Here is a 15,462-nt window from a genome sequence, read left to right as displayed (position 1 = left end):
TTACAAGCTCATATGAATGATAGGATACTCTTTCCCGGAACCATCTTTTTCTGATCTTCCAATCTTCCTGAATCCCATTTTTTCGTAAAACCCGATTGCCTGAGGATTCTGTTCATTAACATCCACTTTCGTTAAACCCGTTTTTTCTTTCATGAAGGTATATAACTCTTTGCCGTAGCCTTTTCCCCGGGTATTATTATGGATGAACAGCATTTCTAAATTACCTTCTGCCACAGCGGCAAAACCTTTCACCTCCTGATCATCTTCTATCAGATACACTTCCAGATTGGGAAGATAATCTCTGGGAATAACTTCTTTAAAATATATAAAATCTTCTTCAGCAAGAAAACCGTGGGTGGCGAGTACAGCAGATTCCCAAACTTCCATAATTTTTGGGTAGTCTTCTGCATGAGCTACCCTGATATAATGAGACATAATTCACATTTTTTACAAAAATAAGGGATAAAGCTGTTTTAAAAAAATGGGAACCGTATATTAACATAGAAAAAGAATATCTAGTGATAAAGCCTTATCGTAATGGTTAAAAACTATGATGACGATCTGTTTTTTAATTCCATAATTAATGATTAATTTCAATTTATTATTGGAAATTTGTTTACATTGTATTATATAATTTAAATAAAAAAATATGCATCAAAAAACGTATACAGGACAACCAGTGGTACAGTTAAATAATGGAATTGATATTCCTGCATTAGGTTTTGGAGTATGGCAGATTGAGGATCAGAAAGTATGTGAGGATACGGTAGTAAAGGCCATCCAAACGGGATACAGAATGATAGATACTGCCGCTATTTATCAAAATGAAGTAGGAGTGGGAAAAGCGATTCAAAACAGTGGAGTAAACAGAGATGATCTGTTTATTACTTCTAAAGTTTGGGTTCAGGACAGCGGATATGAAAAAACAAAGGCAGCATTCCAGAAAACATTGGACAGATTGCAACTTGATTATCTGGATATGTATCTTATTCACTGGCCTTACGGAGATTTCTTAGGATCATGGAAAGCGATGGAAGAATTATATCATGAAGGGAAAATCAAAGCGATTGGCGTATGTAATTTTCCGGTGGAAAAATTAGAGGAATTAAAAGCCAATTCAACGGTTTCGCCTGTCATCAACCAGATTGAACTGCATCCTGTTTTTCAGCAAAAAGAACTTCAGGTGTATAACAGGGAACATAATATCATCACTCAGCCGTGGAGCCCGCTTGGAAACGGGAATGAAGAACTTCTAAATAATACAGCATTAAAAGCTATTGCAGAAAAGTACCATAAAACAGTGCCGCAGGTTATTTTAAGATGGCATCTGCAGGAAGGATTTGTTGTGATTCCAAAATCGGTAACGCCTTCCAGAATTGAGGAAAATTTCAATGTCTTTGATTTTGAATTATCAGAAGATGAAATGAATACCGTACGCTCTTTAGATACAGGAAAAAGATTATTCTTTGATCCGAAAGATCCTGAATGGGAAGAGAAAATGCTGAATGTTGTGGCAGATATTTAAGATATAAATTCATTACATTAAGCTGATCTTACAGGCTTAAAATAAAAAAACACCTTCAAATGAAGGTGTTTTTTATGTATATACAATATTATTTCGTTAAATCCAGACCGCCGAAGTTCCCTGAACTCATCATCAGGAAGACACCTTGGGTCTTATCTAAAGTTTCCCAATAGGCATGAAGTTCTTCAGCATTGGTAAAGACTTTTAAATTTTCATTTTTGAACTTTTCTTTAATCAGCTCAGGAGAAATAGGATCCATTCTTTTGATCTTTAAAGCATCTTCAGAATAGAAAACGACAGCTTCATCCAGGCCATCCATAGCATGGTCATATTGCTCTAAAAATACCGGATTCAAACTTGAATAGGTATGAAGCTCCAGGAAACCATATTTCTTTTCCTTTTTAAACTGCTCACAAAAAGCTTTTACAGCTGCTTTTACCTTGCTTGGTGCATGGGCAAAATCTTTGTAAAGCGTTCCCTTATCTTCTCTTTCCACTTTTTCCAGACGTTTTGAAGCGCCTTTAAAACTCATAATGGCATCATAGAAATCTTCATCCATAATCCCCAACTGACGGCATATATGACGGGCACCTTCCAAGTTGAGTAAGTTATGAGCTCCAAAAACAGAAAGCGGAATATCACCCATTTCTGTTTTTAAGAAAACTTTTCCATTGGTGATTTCGTATTCAGGGGTTTTGTATGGTATTTTTCTGAAATAATTTTCAGCACTTTCCACTACTTTTACGACCTCAGCATCTTCTTCATTATAGACCAGGACACCACCGGGAGTAATGCTGGCTGTGAATTTTCTGAACTGCTCAATATAATCATCAAATGTCTTGAAAACATTGATATGATCCCATGCAATACCGCTCATCAACGCAATATTGGGCTGGTACAGTAAAAATTTAGAACGAAGATCAATAGGAGAAGAAAGATATTCATCTCCTTCCAGTACCATAAAATCATTATCCTGGGTAAGCTTTACCATGCAGTCAAAACCTTCCAGCTGTGCACCCACCATATAATCTACATCTTTTTGATGGAAATTAAGAACGTGCAGAATCATGGAAGTAATGGTAGTTTTACCATGAGACCCGGCAATGACAACACGGGTTTTTGTTTTAGACTGTTCATAAAGAAACTCTGGGTAAGAATATATTTTCAGCCCCATTTCCTTGGCTTTTGCTAATTCAGGATTGTCCTGATGAGCATGCATACCAAGTATGACAGCATCAATATCAGAAGTTATTTTTTCAGGGAACCAGCCCATTTCGGCGGGAAGGATTCCTTTCTTTTCGAGTCTGGATTTAGAAGGTTCAAAAATTGCATCATCTGAACCTGTAACCTGATATCCTTTGTCTTTTAACGCAATAGCAAGATTATGCATGGCGCTTCCGCCGATTGCAATAAAATGGGTTTTCAACTTATTTACTGTTTTTTAACATTGTTATTAATAATCTCCTGAAAAGCAGTGAGTATATTGTTCCAGTTGGTCTTGAAATTGGGCATAATCATACTGGCATCTGTCTTGCTGCCTTCATTAGTCCCTTTCTTTATATTGATAGAAGTGGATACGTTGTCATACAACTTTTTATGATCTTCCTGTATTCTTCTGAAATTATTTTGAGAAAGCACATGATCCAGTTTTTTTAAATCTTCATCAGAAACTTTAAAATCCTGTTTGTATTTTTTGCCCTGTCCTTCAAACGAATAATGTGCATCATTACCCTTTATCAATAAGTTTTCATAAATGGGTGCGATACCTCCGCTTTTTGCATAACTAATATCAAAATCTGAATATACTTTCTGGCTGTTACATGAAACTAATACGATGACTGCGAATAAAATTCCTATTATTCCTTTCATACTTTAAATGCTTTAATTATCTGAATCTTTTTTTTCTAATTTTTTAGCCTTTAATTCTTCATCATATTGGTGTAATAGGTTGAAATCTTCAGTCTGCTCAATAGCTGTCATGATTTTCAACAAAATCTCTGGTGCTTTTTCATTGTCATAATCGATATCCAGAGGTGCTTTAAACTCCATGGTAGGTTTTACGCCTGTTACCTTTACACGGAGCCCTTTTTTGTCAAACGCTCTCCGGAAACCATTGATCTTAATGGGAATCACGATCGGACGCTGGTTTTTGACTAATTTGGCAGTTCCTCTTCTTCCTTGTGCAAACGCTGATGTAGTTCCTTGAGGGAAAGTAGCTACCCAGCCATTGTCTAAGGCTTTCATAATATTGTCTACCTCGGTAAGGTCTACCATTCTGTTCACATTCTGTCCTTCCGCTCTCCAGGTTCTTTTTACGGTTACAGCACCTGCAATTTTAAAAATCTTTGGAAGAATCCCTTTGTTCATGGTTTCTTCAGCTGCAACATAATAAAAATCAATCTTAGGGTTGAGGAGGTAGATCGGGTTTTTAATGGTATTTAAATAGCCGTTGTTTACCGCGCAAAATGCATGATACATAGCGGCTACGTCAGCAAAATAGGTTTGATGGTTACATACAAAAAGGACATTGGAATCCGGAAGATCCACCAGGTGTTCCGTACCGGTTATCTTCAATTTATTAAAACCATTGAACCTTCTATAGGATACAATTCCTAAAATAAAAATTATTAACCTTTTTAATAAATAAGGTGTTCCGAATGCATCGGTGAAAATATTTTTCTTCGCCATTTTTCAATTAAACACGGTTGCGCAAAGTTACATTTTTTTCAGCAACTGGCTGAATTCGCTCAATATCATTGCTGTAGCCCCCCAGATGATGTATCCGTTGAAATTAATCACCGGTACTTCATGCCCGCCGGCGCTTGGAAGTGCCATAATTTCGGGATTATCAGGGAGATTCAAAAAAGAAGTGATAGGGAACTCAATCGTATCTACCGCTTCACTTTCCTGCAAAACGAAAAGTGGGTTCTTTTTAGTATATGAAATGTAAGGATATACATAAAAATTACTTGGAGGAACATAAATTGGAGACATCTCCCGGATTACTCTCAGGTAATATTTCTCTATTCCGATTTCTTCTGAAGTTTCCCGAACTGCGGTTTCAGCAAAGTCTCTGTCCATTTCCTCACGTTTACCGCCCGGAAGGGATATCTGTCCGCTGTGTCTGTCATGCTCGTTGATGGTGCGTTGGATCAGTGGGAAATACCATTCGTTGTCTTTTAAATATAAAACAATATTCACCGCAGCAAACTTTGGATTTTTTGCCAAAACCTCATCATAACTGAAAACAGGACGTGAAGGCGGAGAAAATACGCCATGGGCATTAGTCCCGGGCAACTCTACGTTTTTTATTTTTCTCAATAAATCTTTTCCAAAACTTTCCATAGCTCAAATTTAGCAATATATATTGAAGAAAAGAATACCCCTTAACATTAATTAACCATCATTGTGAGGGATTGGTAAGATCATCTCATTCCGTATTTATACGTAACTGAAGCCGGTGATTTGCAGCCACCGGGAAATAATGACTTTACCAACTGTAAATAATGATTTTTAAAATTTACACTTTTGCAGTGGTTTTTCACTTTGCTTTAGAATATACCTTTGTAAGACTATTAACCAATTAATTTATACTAAGATGAAAAACTTTATCACAGGTGTGTTTACACTAATGGCTATGAGTTTCGGTTTCGCACAATCAAACATTGATATGACTGCCCAGCTTGGAAACTTAAACGTTGCTACAGTAGACCAAACAGGTCTTTTGAACATTAATTCTTTAACACAGGATGGAAATCGCAACACTGCAGACATTGACCAGGTAGGAATCCTGAATGTTAATACTGCTGAAAGTGTTGGAAACAGAAACTCTATTGATGTAGATCAAACAGGATTGGCAAACTCTAATAACGTAAGCCAGCAGGGAAACAGAAACTCTGCAGTAACCTGGCAGTTGGGAACCTTCAACACTACAGACCAAACTCAGATAGGAAGAAGAAATGATGTATCATCCTTACAGTTGGGTAACAGCAACGCAGTGGTTCAATACCAGGATGGCAGAAGAAATGATGCATCAGCGATCCAATGGGGCGACAATAATACTGCAGCTCAGATACAATTAGGAAGAAGAAATACAGCAAGCGGCCTTCAGGCTGGAAATTCAAACTTTCTGGTACAATATCAGGATGGAAATGATAACAGTGCATCCAATGATCAGGTGGGTGATGGCAACATAGCTGCCGCCGTTCAAATTGGTGATGATAATACATCTATGGGAGCACAAGCTGGAAATAATAACCAATTATATCAAATTCAGTTAGGAGATTCCAATACGGCAATAGATGTTCAGATGGGTAACAGTAATTTTACCTGGGTGGCCCAAACCGGTGATGCCCACGTTCATGTAGGAACTCAGATTGGTAACGGAAATTCTATGATTGTCAATCAATCAAACTAATAGAGACATAGCCGTATTACGAATGTCAGTATTAAAAGGAGAGGCTGTTTTTTAGTTTCTCCTTTTTAGGCTTACCACGCAGAATATACCCGGAAACCATGATTTTATATGTATACTGTCTGGGTGTGTTTTTTCCAATTCTCTATTGATATACCTTTATGTAAAATTAATGCCATGTTTAAGTTAGGACTGAGTGTTTGTACACTTTTCATACTGCAGTCTTTCAAATCACAGCAGGTTGATTGGGAGCATATCAACAGTAATAATGCACTTGCAGCGATTGCGATCCAAAATAATGGATCTGATGCTTTCTACTCCAACATTATTCAGGTGGGGGATTTCAATAAAGCAGCTCTTTCTCTTAATGAAAAAACGGATATTTCAGTACGGCAGCTTGGAGATTACAACACTCTTTTTTTTATTAATTCTTTTACGGATACAGAAACCAAAACAGCCGTTACCACTCAGGGAAATAACAATATTATTGATATTACCGGAAGCAACAGCGTATCAGACGGCATGCAGGTAACTGTAAAAGGAGATAATAAAACCATTTTCATGAGGAATTATTAAAAAACATGAATGATGAAAAATCTGTATTTGAATCCGTGTACCTTTTTTATCTTCCTGTTTGTAATGAGTTACGGACAGGAAGACAAGAAGGTCATTGCTAAAATTGAACACAGTACGGTAGAAAATCAGATAAAGCTTAAAGCTACTGTTACCAACAATACGACCATTTACAAAGAACTTAATTATCTTTTGGTTTCCATTAAAAAAGGAGGGGAGGGTAATCTTTCTAATAACCGTCAGAGCGGGAAATTTTCAATCAATCCCAATGAAGTAAAAGTACTGTCGGAAATCAGTGTAAACCTTGACAAGAAAGATGCCTTGAAAGCCTTTCTGTATATCAAAGACGAAGAAACCCAAAAGCTTGTTGCTAAAGACAGCCTTGAATTTAATAATGACTGGTTTAAAAAGAAAGCGGGCAGAGTAGAAGAAGATGCTGTATTTGAATTAAAAGGTCTGACGATTGATGAAACTAAAAGTAAAGTAGGAAAAGATTTTTATGATCTGTTTTATATGCAGTACAGCCAGCTTCCGGACAAATCGAATGCTTCGGTTACCATTTCGGAACTTCCTGTTCGTGGGACCAGCAGCCAGATCAATGTTGAAATAGAAGATAAAGTGATTTACAGCTTTATGACCAATCCCAGCGAAGACTATCTGAAAGAACAGCTTGCCAGCAGCCTGAAATATATCAAAGAATTTAATGCCAGAAAAAACCTTATAAAAAATGAATTCATCTACTAAAAACGTCCGTTATGAAAACTTTTATAATCATTTTCACCTTTATTGCGGGCATATTCTGTGGAAAAGCCCAGCAGTTGGTTTATAAACCTGTAAATCCTGCATTTGGAGGAGATACCTTCAATTATCAGTGGCTTTTAAGCTCAGCAAATGCCCAAAATCAGTTTGATGAAAAAAAAGATTACAGCAATCTATTGGGGAATGCAAACTCCCTGGACAGTTTCAGCCAAAGCATCAATCGTCAGGTGCTAAGCGAGCTGTCGAGAAAGCTGTTTGAAGATCAGTTTGGAGAAGGCAGTGTACAACCCGGAAATTACCTTTTTGGATCACTATACCTGCAGATTACCACAACTGCCCAAGGACTTTTAATTAATATTTTGGATACCAGCACTGGCGATCAGTCCGAGATCGTAATTCCAAAATAAAAAAAGTAACTAAAAAACTAAACTTACCATGAGAGCTTACATTTACACCAGAATTTTTTTCTGTGCCGCCTTGTTATGCGTCATGCAGGCGTGCAGCTCATTGTTGGGATTACCTTCAGATCCCCAAAAATCTACGATGGGAGAGAACACATCCTATACCACAGAATTAAAAAATCTCCCTCTTCCCAAAGAAAAAGTAGTAATAGGGGTTTATAAATTCCGGGATCAAACCGGCCAGTACAAGCCCTCTGAAAACGGCAATAACTGGAGTACAGCCGTACCGCAGGGAACCACCACGATTCTGATCAAAGCATTAGAAGACAGCAGGTGGTTTGTTCCTATTGAAAGAGAAAATATAGCAAACCTTTTGAATGAAAGACAGATTATTCGCTCTACACGACAGGAATATTTAAAAGATGCCGATAAAACCAGCCAGTCGCTGCCACCGCTTTTATATGCCGGAATTCTTCTGGAAGGAGGCGTTATTTCTTATGACAGTAATGTCATGACTGGTGGGCTGGGAGCAAGATATTTTGGCATCGGTGCCTCTACACAATACCGTCAGGACAGGATTACCATCTATCTTCGTGCGGTTTCTACCTTAAACGGTGAAATTCTGAAAACCGTTTACACCTCCAAAACAATACTTTCAACGAGCGTTAACGGAAGTTTTTTCAGGTATATAGATACCGAAAGACTTTTGGAAGCAGAGATTGGGCTTACCCAGAATGAACCTGTACAGCTTGCCGTAACCGAAGCTATAGAAAAAGCAGTAAAATCTTTGATTGTAGAAGGGATTCAGGATAAGATCTGGGGAAAAGCAGTGGAAGGTACCACCGATTATCAATCTCTTATCGATGAATATACCCGGGAGCAGGATAAAAATATGAACAGAACCATAGGAGATAGGATGCCGGAAAATTACAGACAAAAACTCTCTGTATTTGCGAATGTGGAAGCACAAAAAGTAAAAGATGATTATGTGGGGCCTACCATGAATGTAGGTGGAAAAGTAGGCGTTAAATATTTTTTAAGCCCAAGTTTTAATCTTGAATTGAACGGCAACTATTTTACTTTAGAAAATAAGAATATTGTAAAAAGGAGTTACTATGTTCCGGAGATCAATCTGGAATACCTTCTTTTTCCGAGATATAAATTCAGTCCATACCTGTATGGAGGTTTCGGAGCCATGTTTTCAAAAGTGAGTCCCCAATATAAAGGTCAGGTAGGAGGCGGCCTGGAGTATATGATCGACAACAATATCGCTCTGAGGGCTTCTTCTCAGTATGATATCGGTTTTAAAGACGATTGGGAAGGATTGATAAAAGGAAAACATAAAGATCAGTCGTTACGTTTTGCGTTGGGGGTCAACTTTTATATTGGAAAAAAATAAAAACAAACACTATGAAAACTTTACTAAAAATTATCAGCATATTCATTCTTTATTTTTGCCTGTTTTCATGTAATGAAGAACTTACAGATCAGGCTCAGACAGGAATATTGAAAGGAAAAGTAGTGAAAAGAGGCACCAATGTGCCGATTCCCAATGTGAAAATTTTTACAGCACCCACTACCCAGACTGTTTTCAGTGGGACTGACGGAACATTTGAAATTTCTAATATGCCTGTTGGAAACTATTCTGTAAAAGCAGAATTATCAGGCTATATCACCACTTTTCAAGGGGTTAATCTGCAAAATCAAAATCAGCTGGTCACCGTGGTTTTTGAGATGGATGACGATACGTCGTTAAACTCTCCGCCCACAGCGCCGCAATTGCTGAGTCCGGTAGATAATGCAGTAAACCAGCCTTTGAATGTAGAGCTTACCTGGACGGCCACCGATCCGGATACAGCAGATGTATTAAAATATAGTTTAACAATTAAAAATAACCTTGACATTAATGTAATTCAGGTTAATGATTTGAAAGTGAATCATTATACACTCTCAAATTTGAAGTTTGGTGTTAGTTACTTCTGGCAGGTGTCTGTTTCGGACGACATTCACCCGCCAGTTTTAAGTGCTGTTGGTAAATTTACGACCAATACGGTTCCTACAAATCGGTATCACTATGTACAGAAACAGAACGGTAATTTTGTGATCATTTCAAGTGATGCACAGGGAAATAATTTTCAGTTTACCAATTCGTCCTACAACAGCTGGCGACCAAGGAAAAATAACAATGCCGGCTTAATTGCCTTCCTGAGAACCGAAGGCGGAAGCACACATCTTTATACCGCAAATCCTGACGGTTCAAATCCTTTTAAAGTGACGACCGTACCTGCTGCCGGATTTAATAATTATGAGATGGATTTTGCGTGGAGTACCAACGGACAGGAACTTTTATATTCTAATTTCAATAAATTATACAGAATCAATAAAGACGGAAGCGGCCTCAGTCTTGTGTATACGACACCAGACGGAAGTATGATCTCAGAATGTGACTGGAGTTACGATGGAAGTAAAATCGCTTTAAAAACCAATGATTTCAGTGGATACAATACGAAGATCTATGTTATTGATATGATCGGGACAGTCTTAAAAACAGTGGTAACAGGCGTTTCCGGAGCAAGCGGAGGATTAAATTTTTCTGTTGATGGGCAGCTTCTTCTCTATACCCGGGATATGTCCGGTTATCAGGATAGCAGTGGCAATTACCGCCAGCTCGATTCCCATATTTTTGTCTATAATCTGGTGAGTAATGCAGTCTATGATATTTCTTTGGAAAGTGAAAAACCATTGGGAACAAATGACCTGGATCCCAGATTTTCACCCAATAATGCACAGGTTATTTTCATGAATACTTCAAATGATAATATTTCTCAGAAAAACGTGATGACCATAGATCTCAACAGTTCTATGACAGACCTTTCCAGAGCAGTGCTCTTCAATAATGCAGAAATGCCGGATTATGAATAAGAGGAATGGTTGGCGGCTGTTGGTTTATGGTTGACGGTGTATAGTGTATAGTGTATGGTGTATGGTGTATGGTGTATGGTGTATGAGGGGTGACGGTTTATAGTTTATAGTGGTGATTTTGAAAAATACTACTTTAAATATTAGAAGATTTGTTACCCCAACCATTATTATCATGAATACATTTTACTTTTTACATAGTACAAAAAAATCCAAACCTGAAGGTTTGGATTTTTTCTTAGTCAATAATATGATTTTCAAGTGCGTATTTCACGACGCCTACGGAGTTTTTTACATTGAGTTTTAAAAGGATCCTTTTACGGTGGGTTTCTACAGTGTTGATGCTTATAAAAAGTTTTTCTGAGATGTCTTTGCTGCTTAGCCCGTCGCATATCAGCCTCAGTATTTCCATTTCCCGTCGCGTGAGCGGATCTTTGATATGAGAACTTGCTTTTCCCGGTTCATTGCTTAAAAAATGAATCATACTCTCTTTGGCGTGATTGCAGATATAGATTTCATTTAAAAGCAAAGCCTGGATGGATTTCATGAACTCATCATACCGGCTGTTTTTATCGAGGTAACTCTTTATTCCTTTATTAAAAAGCTTTCTGATATCAATCACATCATAACTGTTGCCGATAATAATGATTTTAATGTCTTTGTTTTCAGCAGTAATGTTTTCTATGGATTTGTAAATATCTGTAAGCATCAGCATATTAGAGCTTATCATCAGGATTTCCGGAGCCTCTTCTTTTAACTGTTGGGAAAGTGTTTCGAAAGAATTACAAATATTGATTGTGTTGAAAATTTTACTTTGAGAAAGCAGTTTTGATAATCCTTCTGTATACAGCATGGGCTCATCAAAAATAGTTAATCTTGGTTTCATCATGGTTAGTTTTGGTTATATAAAAATATAAAAAAAACTTTACATTTTGAATATAATTAGCAATTAATTACGAATTATATAATATAAATGACTAATAAAATGTATTTTTTATTGATTATTTTGTAAATAATTCTCTTTTTGTGGAGTTTTGTTTAAATGTTTTAGAGTTATTTATGTTAAAGTCTATTATTTAAGAGGGTTATACGGTTTTTATTCCTAATGCGCAAATTATTTAACTAACACAGTAGGGATATGTTGTACCGGAAAATTCACGGAGTTGGCAATAAAACAAAATTGATTGGCTTTATGATGAAGCTCCTTGGCTTTTTCCACCATGGATTCTTCTGTTACTGTAACTGTAGGATGTAATACAGCTTGAGTGAAATGCCCACTTCCATTGGGTGTTTCTGTCATAATCCCTGTTGCAGTATCCTGATAATCTATGACAATAACACCTGCTTCAGAACAAAAATGAAGATACCAGAGCATGTGGCAGGAGGATAGGGAGGATAAGAATAAATCTTCAGGATTGTGTTTCGTCTTGTCACCACGAAAGGCCGGATCGGAAGAACCTTCCATGACAGGTTTATGATCGACAGCAATGGTGTGGCTTCTCTCGTAATCTCTGTACCCGCTGGTTCCAGTGCCTTTATTTCCGGTCCATTGGATGGTAGTTTTGTAATGGTGCTCTTTGCTCATTTTAATTGAAATAATTTAGATATAAAAAGTTTTGGTTAAAAATAGGGAAATCTTTTCTACAGGAATAGAAAAAGCCTCCAGAAAACTAGAGGCTTACAATTTTGTTTTAATTAGAATATCCTGATACTTCTTCTTTTTTAGAATTGTAAATTTTGTATTCTAAGTATTTAAAAGAATCCCTTGGGATAATGGTTACCCATTTTTTATACTTGATAAACCATTTCATCTGGATGCTTTTAATTCCCTTAGTAAGGTAAGCTTCCACGAATGGGTGTACATGCAGGTAAATTTTTCCTTTATCCTTTTGCATGATATTTCTGATGGTTTCTTCCATCCTTTCCACGATAACAATGGGAGCTACAATTTCTCCATCTTTGTTCGGGTTTTCTTCTTTGGTTTCGATCTGTTTTTCCGGACGGTTTCTTTGTCTGGTAATCTGGATCAGGCCAAATTTACTTGGAGGCAGAATCTTATGGCGAGCTTTGTCGCGACTCATTTCCTCTTTTAGATGTTCGAACAGATTTCTCCTGTGATCCGGGTTGGTCATGTCGATAAAATCGATCACGATGATTCCTCCCATATCGCGGAGACGCAGCTGTCTGGCGATTTCTGTGGCTGCCATTTTGTTCACATTCAGAGCGTGTTCTTTATTGGCAGTATTTCCGGTAGTGATATTATTACCAGAATTCACATCGACTACGTGTAGTGCTTCTGTGTGTTCAATAACAAGGTAGGCACCTTTTGAGCTTGGAATGTTAACGTGTTTTCCAAAACTCTGTTTAAGCTGTTTTTCGACGTTGTAATATTCCAGAAGTGGAATATGGGAATCGTAAAACTGGACAATATTCTTTCTTTCCGGGGCAATTACTTCTACATAATTCTTCATTTCAGTTACCATCTGCTCGTCGTCGCAGAAGATATTCACGAAATCCTGGTTGAAATTGTCTCTTAAAATAGCTGAAGCTTTATCTTCTTCGCTTAAAACTTTAGACGGAACTTTATTTCTCTGGATATTGTTAAAAGTAGTTTCCCATTTCTGAATCAGCTGATTCATATCATTGTGCAGGTCTGCAACTTTTTTTCCTTCGGCAACCGTTCTTATGATCACACCAAATCCCTCGGGTTTGATGCTTTCAATAAGGGTTTTCAGTCTTTCTTTTTCCTCAGAAGTTCTGATTTTTTTAGAAATTGAAACCTTATTGTCGAAAGGAATTAAAACCAAAAAACGTCCTGTTAAAGAAACCTGAGTTGAAATCCTCGGTCCTTTCGTAGAAATCGGCTCTTTGGTAATTTGTAGTAGAACCAGATCATCTTTTACGATCACCTTTTCTACCGTTCCGTTTTTGTCTATTTCGGGTTGTATCTCGAAATTTTTTAAGCTTGAAGTGCTTTGTTTTTTAGAAATAGTGTCTTTTAAAAACTTCTTGTATGTAAGATATTGCGGGCCCAGGTCCTGGTAATGTAGAAATGCATCCTTGTCATATCCGATATTAACGAATGCAGCATTCAGGTTGGGTGCCAGTTTTTTTACTCTTCCTATAAACAGATCTCCAACTATAAAATCGCTTTTGTCCTCTTGCTCATGAAGTTCACATAGTCTTCCGTCTTCCAGCAGTGCAATCTTTGTAAGATCATCTTCATGCGAAACTATTAGTTCTTTCTTCATTTTGTTATTAAGATAAAATTGTTAAGATTATAGGGAATTGGTATGTTTTTTATCAAATTAAAAATATTTTAAATGTAAGGATTTAGAATTAAAGCCATCATATTTTATTAATAATAAATTAAAAACATGTTATTATTTTCCGCGAAATCTTATAGTTGCAAACAAAAATATAGTCGGTAAACTTTAAAAAAATAAAGCTACCAACTATATTATTATATTGTAAATCTCGAGAAAAAGAGATTACTTTTTCTTATGTCTGTTCGCTCTTCTTCTTTTCTTTCTCTTGTGTGTTGCAACCTTGTGTCTTTTTCTTTTCTTTCCGCTTGGCATAATTTTAAATTTTTTAGTAACTAGTTAATATTCAGTTAATGTTTTATTTTACTGCGACCTTTGTTTTTACTTTCTCTACAAATGATTTTGAAGGTTTGAAAGCAGGAATGTTGTGAGCAGGAATCTCAATTGCAGTGTTCTTAGAAATATTTCTTCCTGTTTTAGCAGCACGTGTTTTAATGATAAAAGATCCAAAACCTCTTAGATAAACGTTATCCCCATTATACATAGAAGTCCTGATCTCCTGCATAAAAGCTTCTACAACTTTCTGTGTTTCATTCTTTTCTGTTCCCAACTTATTTGAGATGGTGTTTACCAATTCTGCCTTTGTCATTTCCTTTTTTAATTTTAAATTTTAGGTGTGCAAATTTAGTTAAAAAAATTGAATACTAGCAAATTAGTCGCAAAAAATTTTTGTTTAAACAGTTGAGATTTTAGTATTTAATCTATATTAAGATTACATTACGATAGGGTTACATGCTGGAATTATAATAGCCATTTTCTACACAGAAGCGGATGAGGTGGAGTTTTGTCTTTAGTCCCAGCTTTTCTGTAAGTCTGTTGATATAGGTATCAATTGTTCGTGTGCTTAGACTCAGTTTTTCTCCGATCTCCTTGTTACTGAAGCCTTCATAGCAGAATTTCATCAGCTGGATTTCAGTTGGCGACAGCTCTTCCTGGCTTTTTTTCTGTCTGTCCATATACTCCATAACGGCAAGCGGCTGCTGCTCCCATTCTTTGGAATACGCTTCATAATCAAAAGTGTCGGCAGCTATTTTACCCTTAATAAGATCTTTAATAATGCTGCTTTTTTTCTCGCAATAATAGGTGTTGGGAATTTTTGAAAGAATTTCGGCCATATCTTCCTGATACGTTCCGGAATACGTAACGATTGGGGTTTCCGTATTGCTTTGTCTGATGTATTTTATTGCTTCAATTCCACTTAATACTGGCATAAAGAGTTCAATAACGAAGACATCTTCCTGTCTTCTGTAAATTCTGTTAACGAGCTCATGCCCGTTGTTACAGTCATTAAGAAGCATATAAAAAGGATTTTCCAACAGCGTCTTGACCATGATCTTTTTAAAATAAAAATCACTGTCTGCAATCGAAAACCGCACAGTATTAGTTAATATCTTATTCATTTTTAATATCGATTTGGTGTAGGATATTATAAAATTTAGAGGCCTAATTTATGAAAAACTTATGAATGTGAAAGTTAATCTTAAATTAATTAATAATACAACTATATTTCCCGGATAAATACAGGGGGAAAATACGTATTGTACA

The 15,462-nt window shown here is 36.6% G+C and carries 17 protein-coding genes; 7 read left to right on the top strand and 10 right to left on the bottom strand.

All coding sequences use genetic code 11. The annotated features are described in order from the left end of the window. Positions 1-435 (bottom strand): GNAT family N-acetyltransferase, encoded by a 435-nt coding sequence (locus SB679_RS19255; RefSeq protein WP_410703954.1) that lies wholly within the window; start codon positions 433-435, stop codon positions 1-3. A gap of 214 nt (positions 436-649) precedes the next feature. On the opposite strand from SB679_RS19255, the gene SB679_RS19250 reads away from it, so the two are divergent. Continuing rightward, positions 650-1,525, top strand: a complete 876-nt coding sequence (locus SB679_RS19250) for an aldo/keto reductase (protein ID WP_410703953.1) — start codon at positions 650-652, stop codon at positions 1,523-1,525. A gap of 88 nt (positions 1,526-1,613) precedes the next feature. On the opposite strand, the gene SB679_RS19245 is transcribed toward SB679_RS19250, so the two are convergent. Genes SB679_RS19245 through SB679_RS19230 form a run of 4 tightly spaced genes read right to left on the bottom strand, consistent with a single transcriptional unit; the run spans position 1,614 to position 4,870 of the window. Next, entirely contained in the window at positions 1,614-2,951 is a 1,338-nt protein-coding gene (locus SB679_RS19245) for a UDP-N-acetylmuramate--L-alanine ligase (protein ID WP_410703952.1), read from the bottom strand. A gap of 5 nt (positions 2,952-2,956) precedes the next feature. Continuing rightward, a complete protein-coding gene (locus tag SB679_RS19240) occupies positions 2,957-3,394 on the bottom strand; it encodes a hypothetical protein (protein ID WP_410703951.1) in 438 nt (145 codons plus the stop codon). 12 nt (positions 3,395-3,406) lie between these two features. Then, the gene (locus SB679_RS19235) at positions 3,407-4,213 is read right to left on the bottom strand and encodes a lysophospholipid acyltransferase family protein (RefSeq protein WP_034710571.1); all 807 of its coding nucleotides are present in this window, start codon (positions 4,211-4,213) and stop codon (positions 3,407-3,409) included. A gap of 27 nt (positions 4,214-4,240) precedes the next feature. Then, positions 4,241-4,870: an NUDIX hydrolase gene (locus tag SB679_RS19230; protein ID WP_410703950.1), complete on the bottom strand. Its 630-nt coding sequence runs from the start codon at positions 4,868-4,870 to the stop codon at positions 4,241-4,243. 253 nt (positions 4,871-5,123) lie between these two features. On the opposite strand from SB679_RS19230, the gene SB679_RS19225 reads away from it, so the two are divergent. The 6 genes from SB679_RS19225 to SB679_RS19200 all read left to right on the top strand — a co-directional run bounded on the left by SB679_RS19225 (position 5,124) and on the right by SB679_RS19200 (position 10,594). Continuing rightward, entirely contained in the window at positions 5,124-5,942 is an 819-nt protein-coding gene (locus SB679_RS19225) for a hypothetical protein (RefSeq protein ID WP_410703949.1), read from the top strand. 174 nt (positions 5,943-6,116) lie between these two features. Continuing rightward, positions 6,117-6,515 carry a hypothetical protein gene (locus tag SB679_RS19220; protein ID WP_410703948.1) on the top strand — a complete coding sequence of 133 codons (399 nt, stop codon included), beginning with the start codon at positions 6,117-6,119 and terminating at the stop codon, positions 6,513-6,515. Positions 6,516-6,527: 12 nt separating this feature from the next. Then, positions 6,528-7,256, top strand: a complete 729-nt coding sequence (gene csgH, locus SB679_RS19215; protein ID WP_410703947.1) for a curli-like amyloid fiber formation chaperone CsgH — start codon at positions 6,528-6,530, stop codon at positions 7,254-7,256. An 11-nt stretch (positions 7,257-7,267) separates the two neighbouring features. Continuing rightward, positions 7,268-7,678 carry a curli production assembly/transport component CsgF gene (locus SB679_RS19210; protein WP_410703946.1) on the top strand — a complete coding sequence of 137 codons (411 nt, stop codon included), beginning with the start codon at positions 7,268-7,270 and terminating at the stop codon, positions 7,676-7,678. Between the two features lie 28 nt (positions 7,679-7,706). After that, positions 7,707-9,071 carry a CsgG/HfaB family protein gene (locus tag SB679_RS19205; protein WP_410703945.1) on the top strand — a complete coding sequence of 455 codons (1,365 nt, stop codon included), beginning with the start codon at positions 7,707-7,709 and terminating at the stop codon, positions 9,069-9,071. Between the two features lie 11 nt (positions 9,072-9,082). Further along, positions 9,083-10,594, top strand: a complete 1,512-nt coding sequence (locus tag SB679_RS19200; RefSeq protein WP_410703944.1) for a carboxypeptidase-like regulatory domain-containing protein — start codon at positions 9,083-9,085, stop codon at positions 10,592-10,594. 235 nt (positions 10,595-10,829) lie between these two features. On the opposite strand, the gene SB679_RS19195 is transcribed toward SB679_RS19200, so the two are convergent. The 5 genes from SB679_RS19195 to SB679_RS19175 all read right to left on the bottom strand — a co-directional run bounded on the left by SB679_RS19195 (position 10,830) and on the right by SB679_RS19175 (position 15,317). Beyond that, positions 10,830-11,477: a response regulator transcription factor gene (locus SB679_RS19195; protein ID WP_410703943.1), complete on the bottom strand. Its 648-nt coding sequence runs from the start codon at positions 11,475-11,477 to the stop codon at positions 10,830-10,832. 228 nt (positions 11,478-11,705) lie between these two features. Then, a complete protein-coding gene (locus tag SB679_RS19190; RefSeq protein WP_410703942.1) occupies positions 11,706-12,176 on the bottom strand; it encodes an OsmC family protein in 471 nt (156 codons plus the stop codon). Positions 12,177-12,282: 106 nt separating this feature from the next. Continuing rightward, positions 12,283-13,842: an Rne/Rng family ribonuclease gene (locus tag SB679_RS19185; protein ID WP_410703941.1), complete on the bottom strand. Its 1,560-nt coding sequence runs from the start codon at positions 13,840-13,842 to the stop codon at positions 12,283-12,285. 373 nt (positions 13,843-14,215) lie between these two features. Continuing rightward, complete coding sequence (locus tag SB679_RS19180) at positions 14,216-14,506, bottom strand: HU family DNA-binding protein (protein ID WP_002984212.1); 291 nt, start codon at positions 14,504-14,506, stop codon at positions 14,216-14,218. Positions 14,507-14,645: 139 nt separating this feature from the next. Then, complete coding sequence (locus SB679_RS19175) at positions 14,646-15,317, bottom strand: response regulator transcription factor (RefSeq protein WP_410703940.1); 672 nt, start codon at positions 15,315-15,317, stop codon at positions 14,646-14,648. Between the last annotated feature and the right edge of the window lie 145 nt (positions 15,318-15,462).

The organism is Chryseobacterium sp. SIMBA_029 (assembly GCF_046535275.1).
In the GTDB taxonomy this organism is placed as follows: Bacteria; Bacteroidota; Bacteroidia; order Flavobacteriales; family Weeksellaceae; genus Chryseobacterium.
The sequence above is the reverse complement of the archived record's forward strand: the minus strand, read 5'-3'. Positions and strand labels throughout refer to the sequence as shown.

Coding starts and splice junctions, on each gene's coding strand:
- SB679_RS19255 (WP_410703954.1), bottom strand. CDS start 435: ATGTCTCATTATATCAGGGTAGCTCATGCAGAAGACTACCCAAAAATT.
- SB679_RS19250 (WP_410703953.1), top strand. CDS start 650: ATGCATCAAAAAACGTATACAGGACAACCAGTGGTACAGTTAAATAAT.
- SB679_RS19240 (WP_410703951.1), bottom strand. CDS start 3,394: ATGAAAGGAATAATAGGAATTTTATTCGCAGTCATCGTATTAGTTTCA.
- SB679_RS19235 (WP_034710571.1), bottom strand. CDS start 4,213: ATGGCGAAGAAAAATATTTTCACCGATGCATTCGGAACACCTTATTTA.
- SB679_RS19230 (WP_410703950.1), bottom strand. CDS start 4,870: ATGGAAAGTTTTGGAAAAGATTTATTGAGAAAAATAAAAAACGTAGAG.
- SB679_RS19225 (WP_410703949.1), top strand. CDS start 5,124: ATGAAAAACTTTATCACAGGTGTGTTTACACTAATGGCTATGAGTTTC.
- SB679_RS19220 (WP_410703948.1), top strand. CDS start 6,117: ATGTTTAAGTTAGGACTGAGTGTTTGTACACTTTTCATACTGCAGTCT.
- csgH (WP_410703947.1), top strand. CDS start 6,528: ATGAAAAATCTGTATTTGAATCCGTGTACCTTTTTTATCTTCCTGTTT.
- SB679_RS19210 (WP_410703946.1), top strand. CDS start 7,268: ATGAAAACTTTTATAATCATTTTCACCTTTATTGCGGGCATATTCTGT.
- SB679_RS19205 (WP_410703945.1), top strand. CDS start 7,707: ATGAGAGCTTACATTTACACCAGAATTTTTTTCTGTGCCGCCTTGTTA.
- SB679_RS19200 (WP_410703944.1), top strand. CDS start 9,083: ATGAAAACTTTACTAAAAATTATCAGCATATTCATTCTTTATTTTTGC.
- SB679_RS19195 (WP_410703943.1), bottom strand. CDS start 11,477: ATGAAACCAAGATTAACTATTTTTGATGAGCCCATGCTGTATACAGAA.
- SB679_RS19190 (WP_410703942.1), bottom strand. CDS start 12,176: ATGAGCAAAGAGCACCATTACAAAACTACCATCCAATGGACCGGAAAT.
- SB679_RS19185 (WP_410703941.1), bottom strand. CDS start 13,842: ATGAAGAAAGAACTAATAGTTTCGCATGAAGATGATCTTACAAAGATT.
- SB679_RS19180 (WP_002984212.1), bottom strand. CDS start 14,506: ATGACAAAGGCAGAATTGGTAAACACCATCTCAAATAAGTTGGGAACA.
- SB679_RS19175 (WP_410703940.1), bottom strand. CDS start 15,317: ATGAATAAGATATTAACTAATACTGTGCGGTTTTCGATTGCAGACAGT.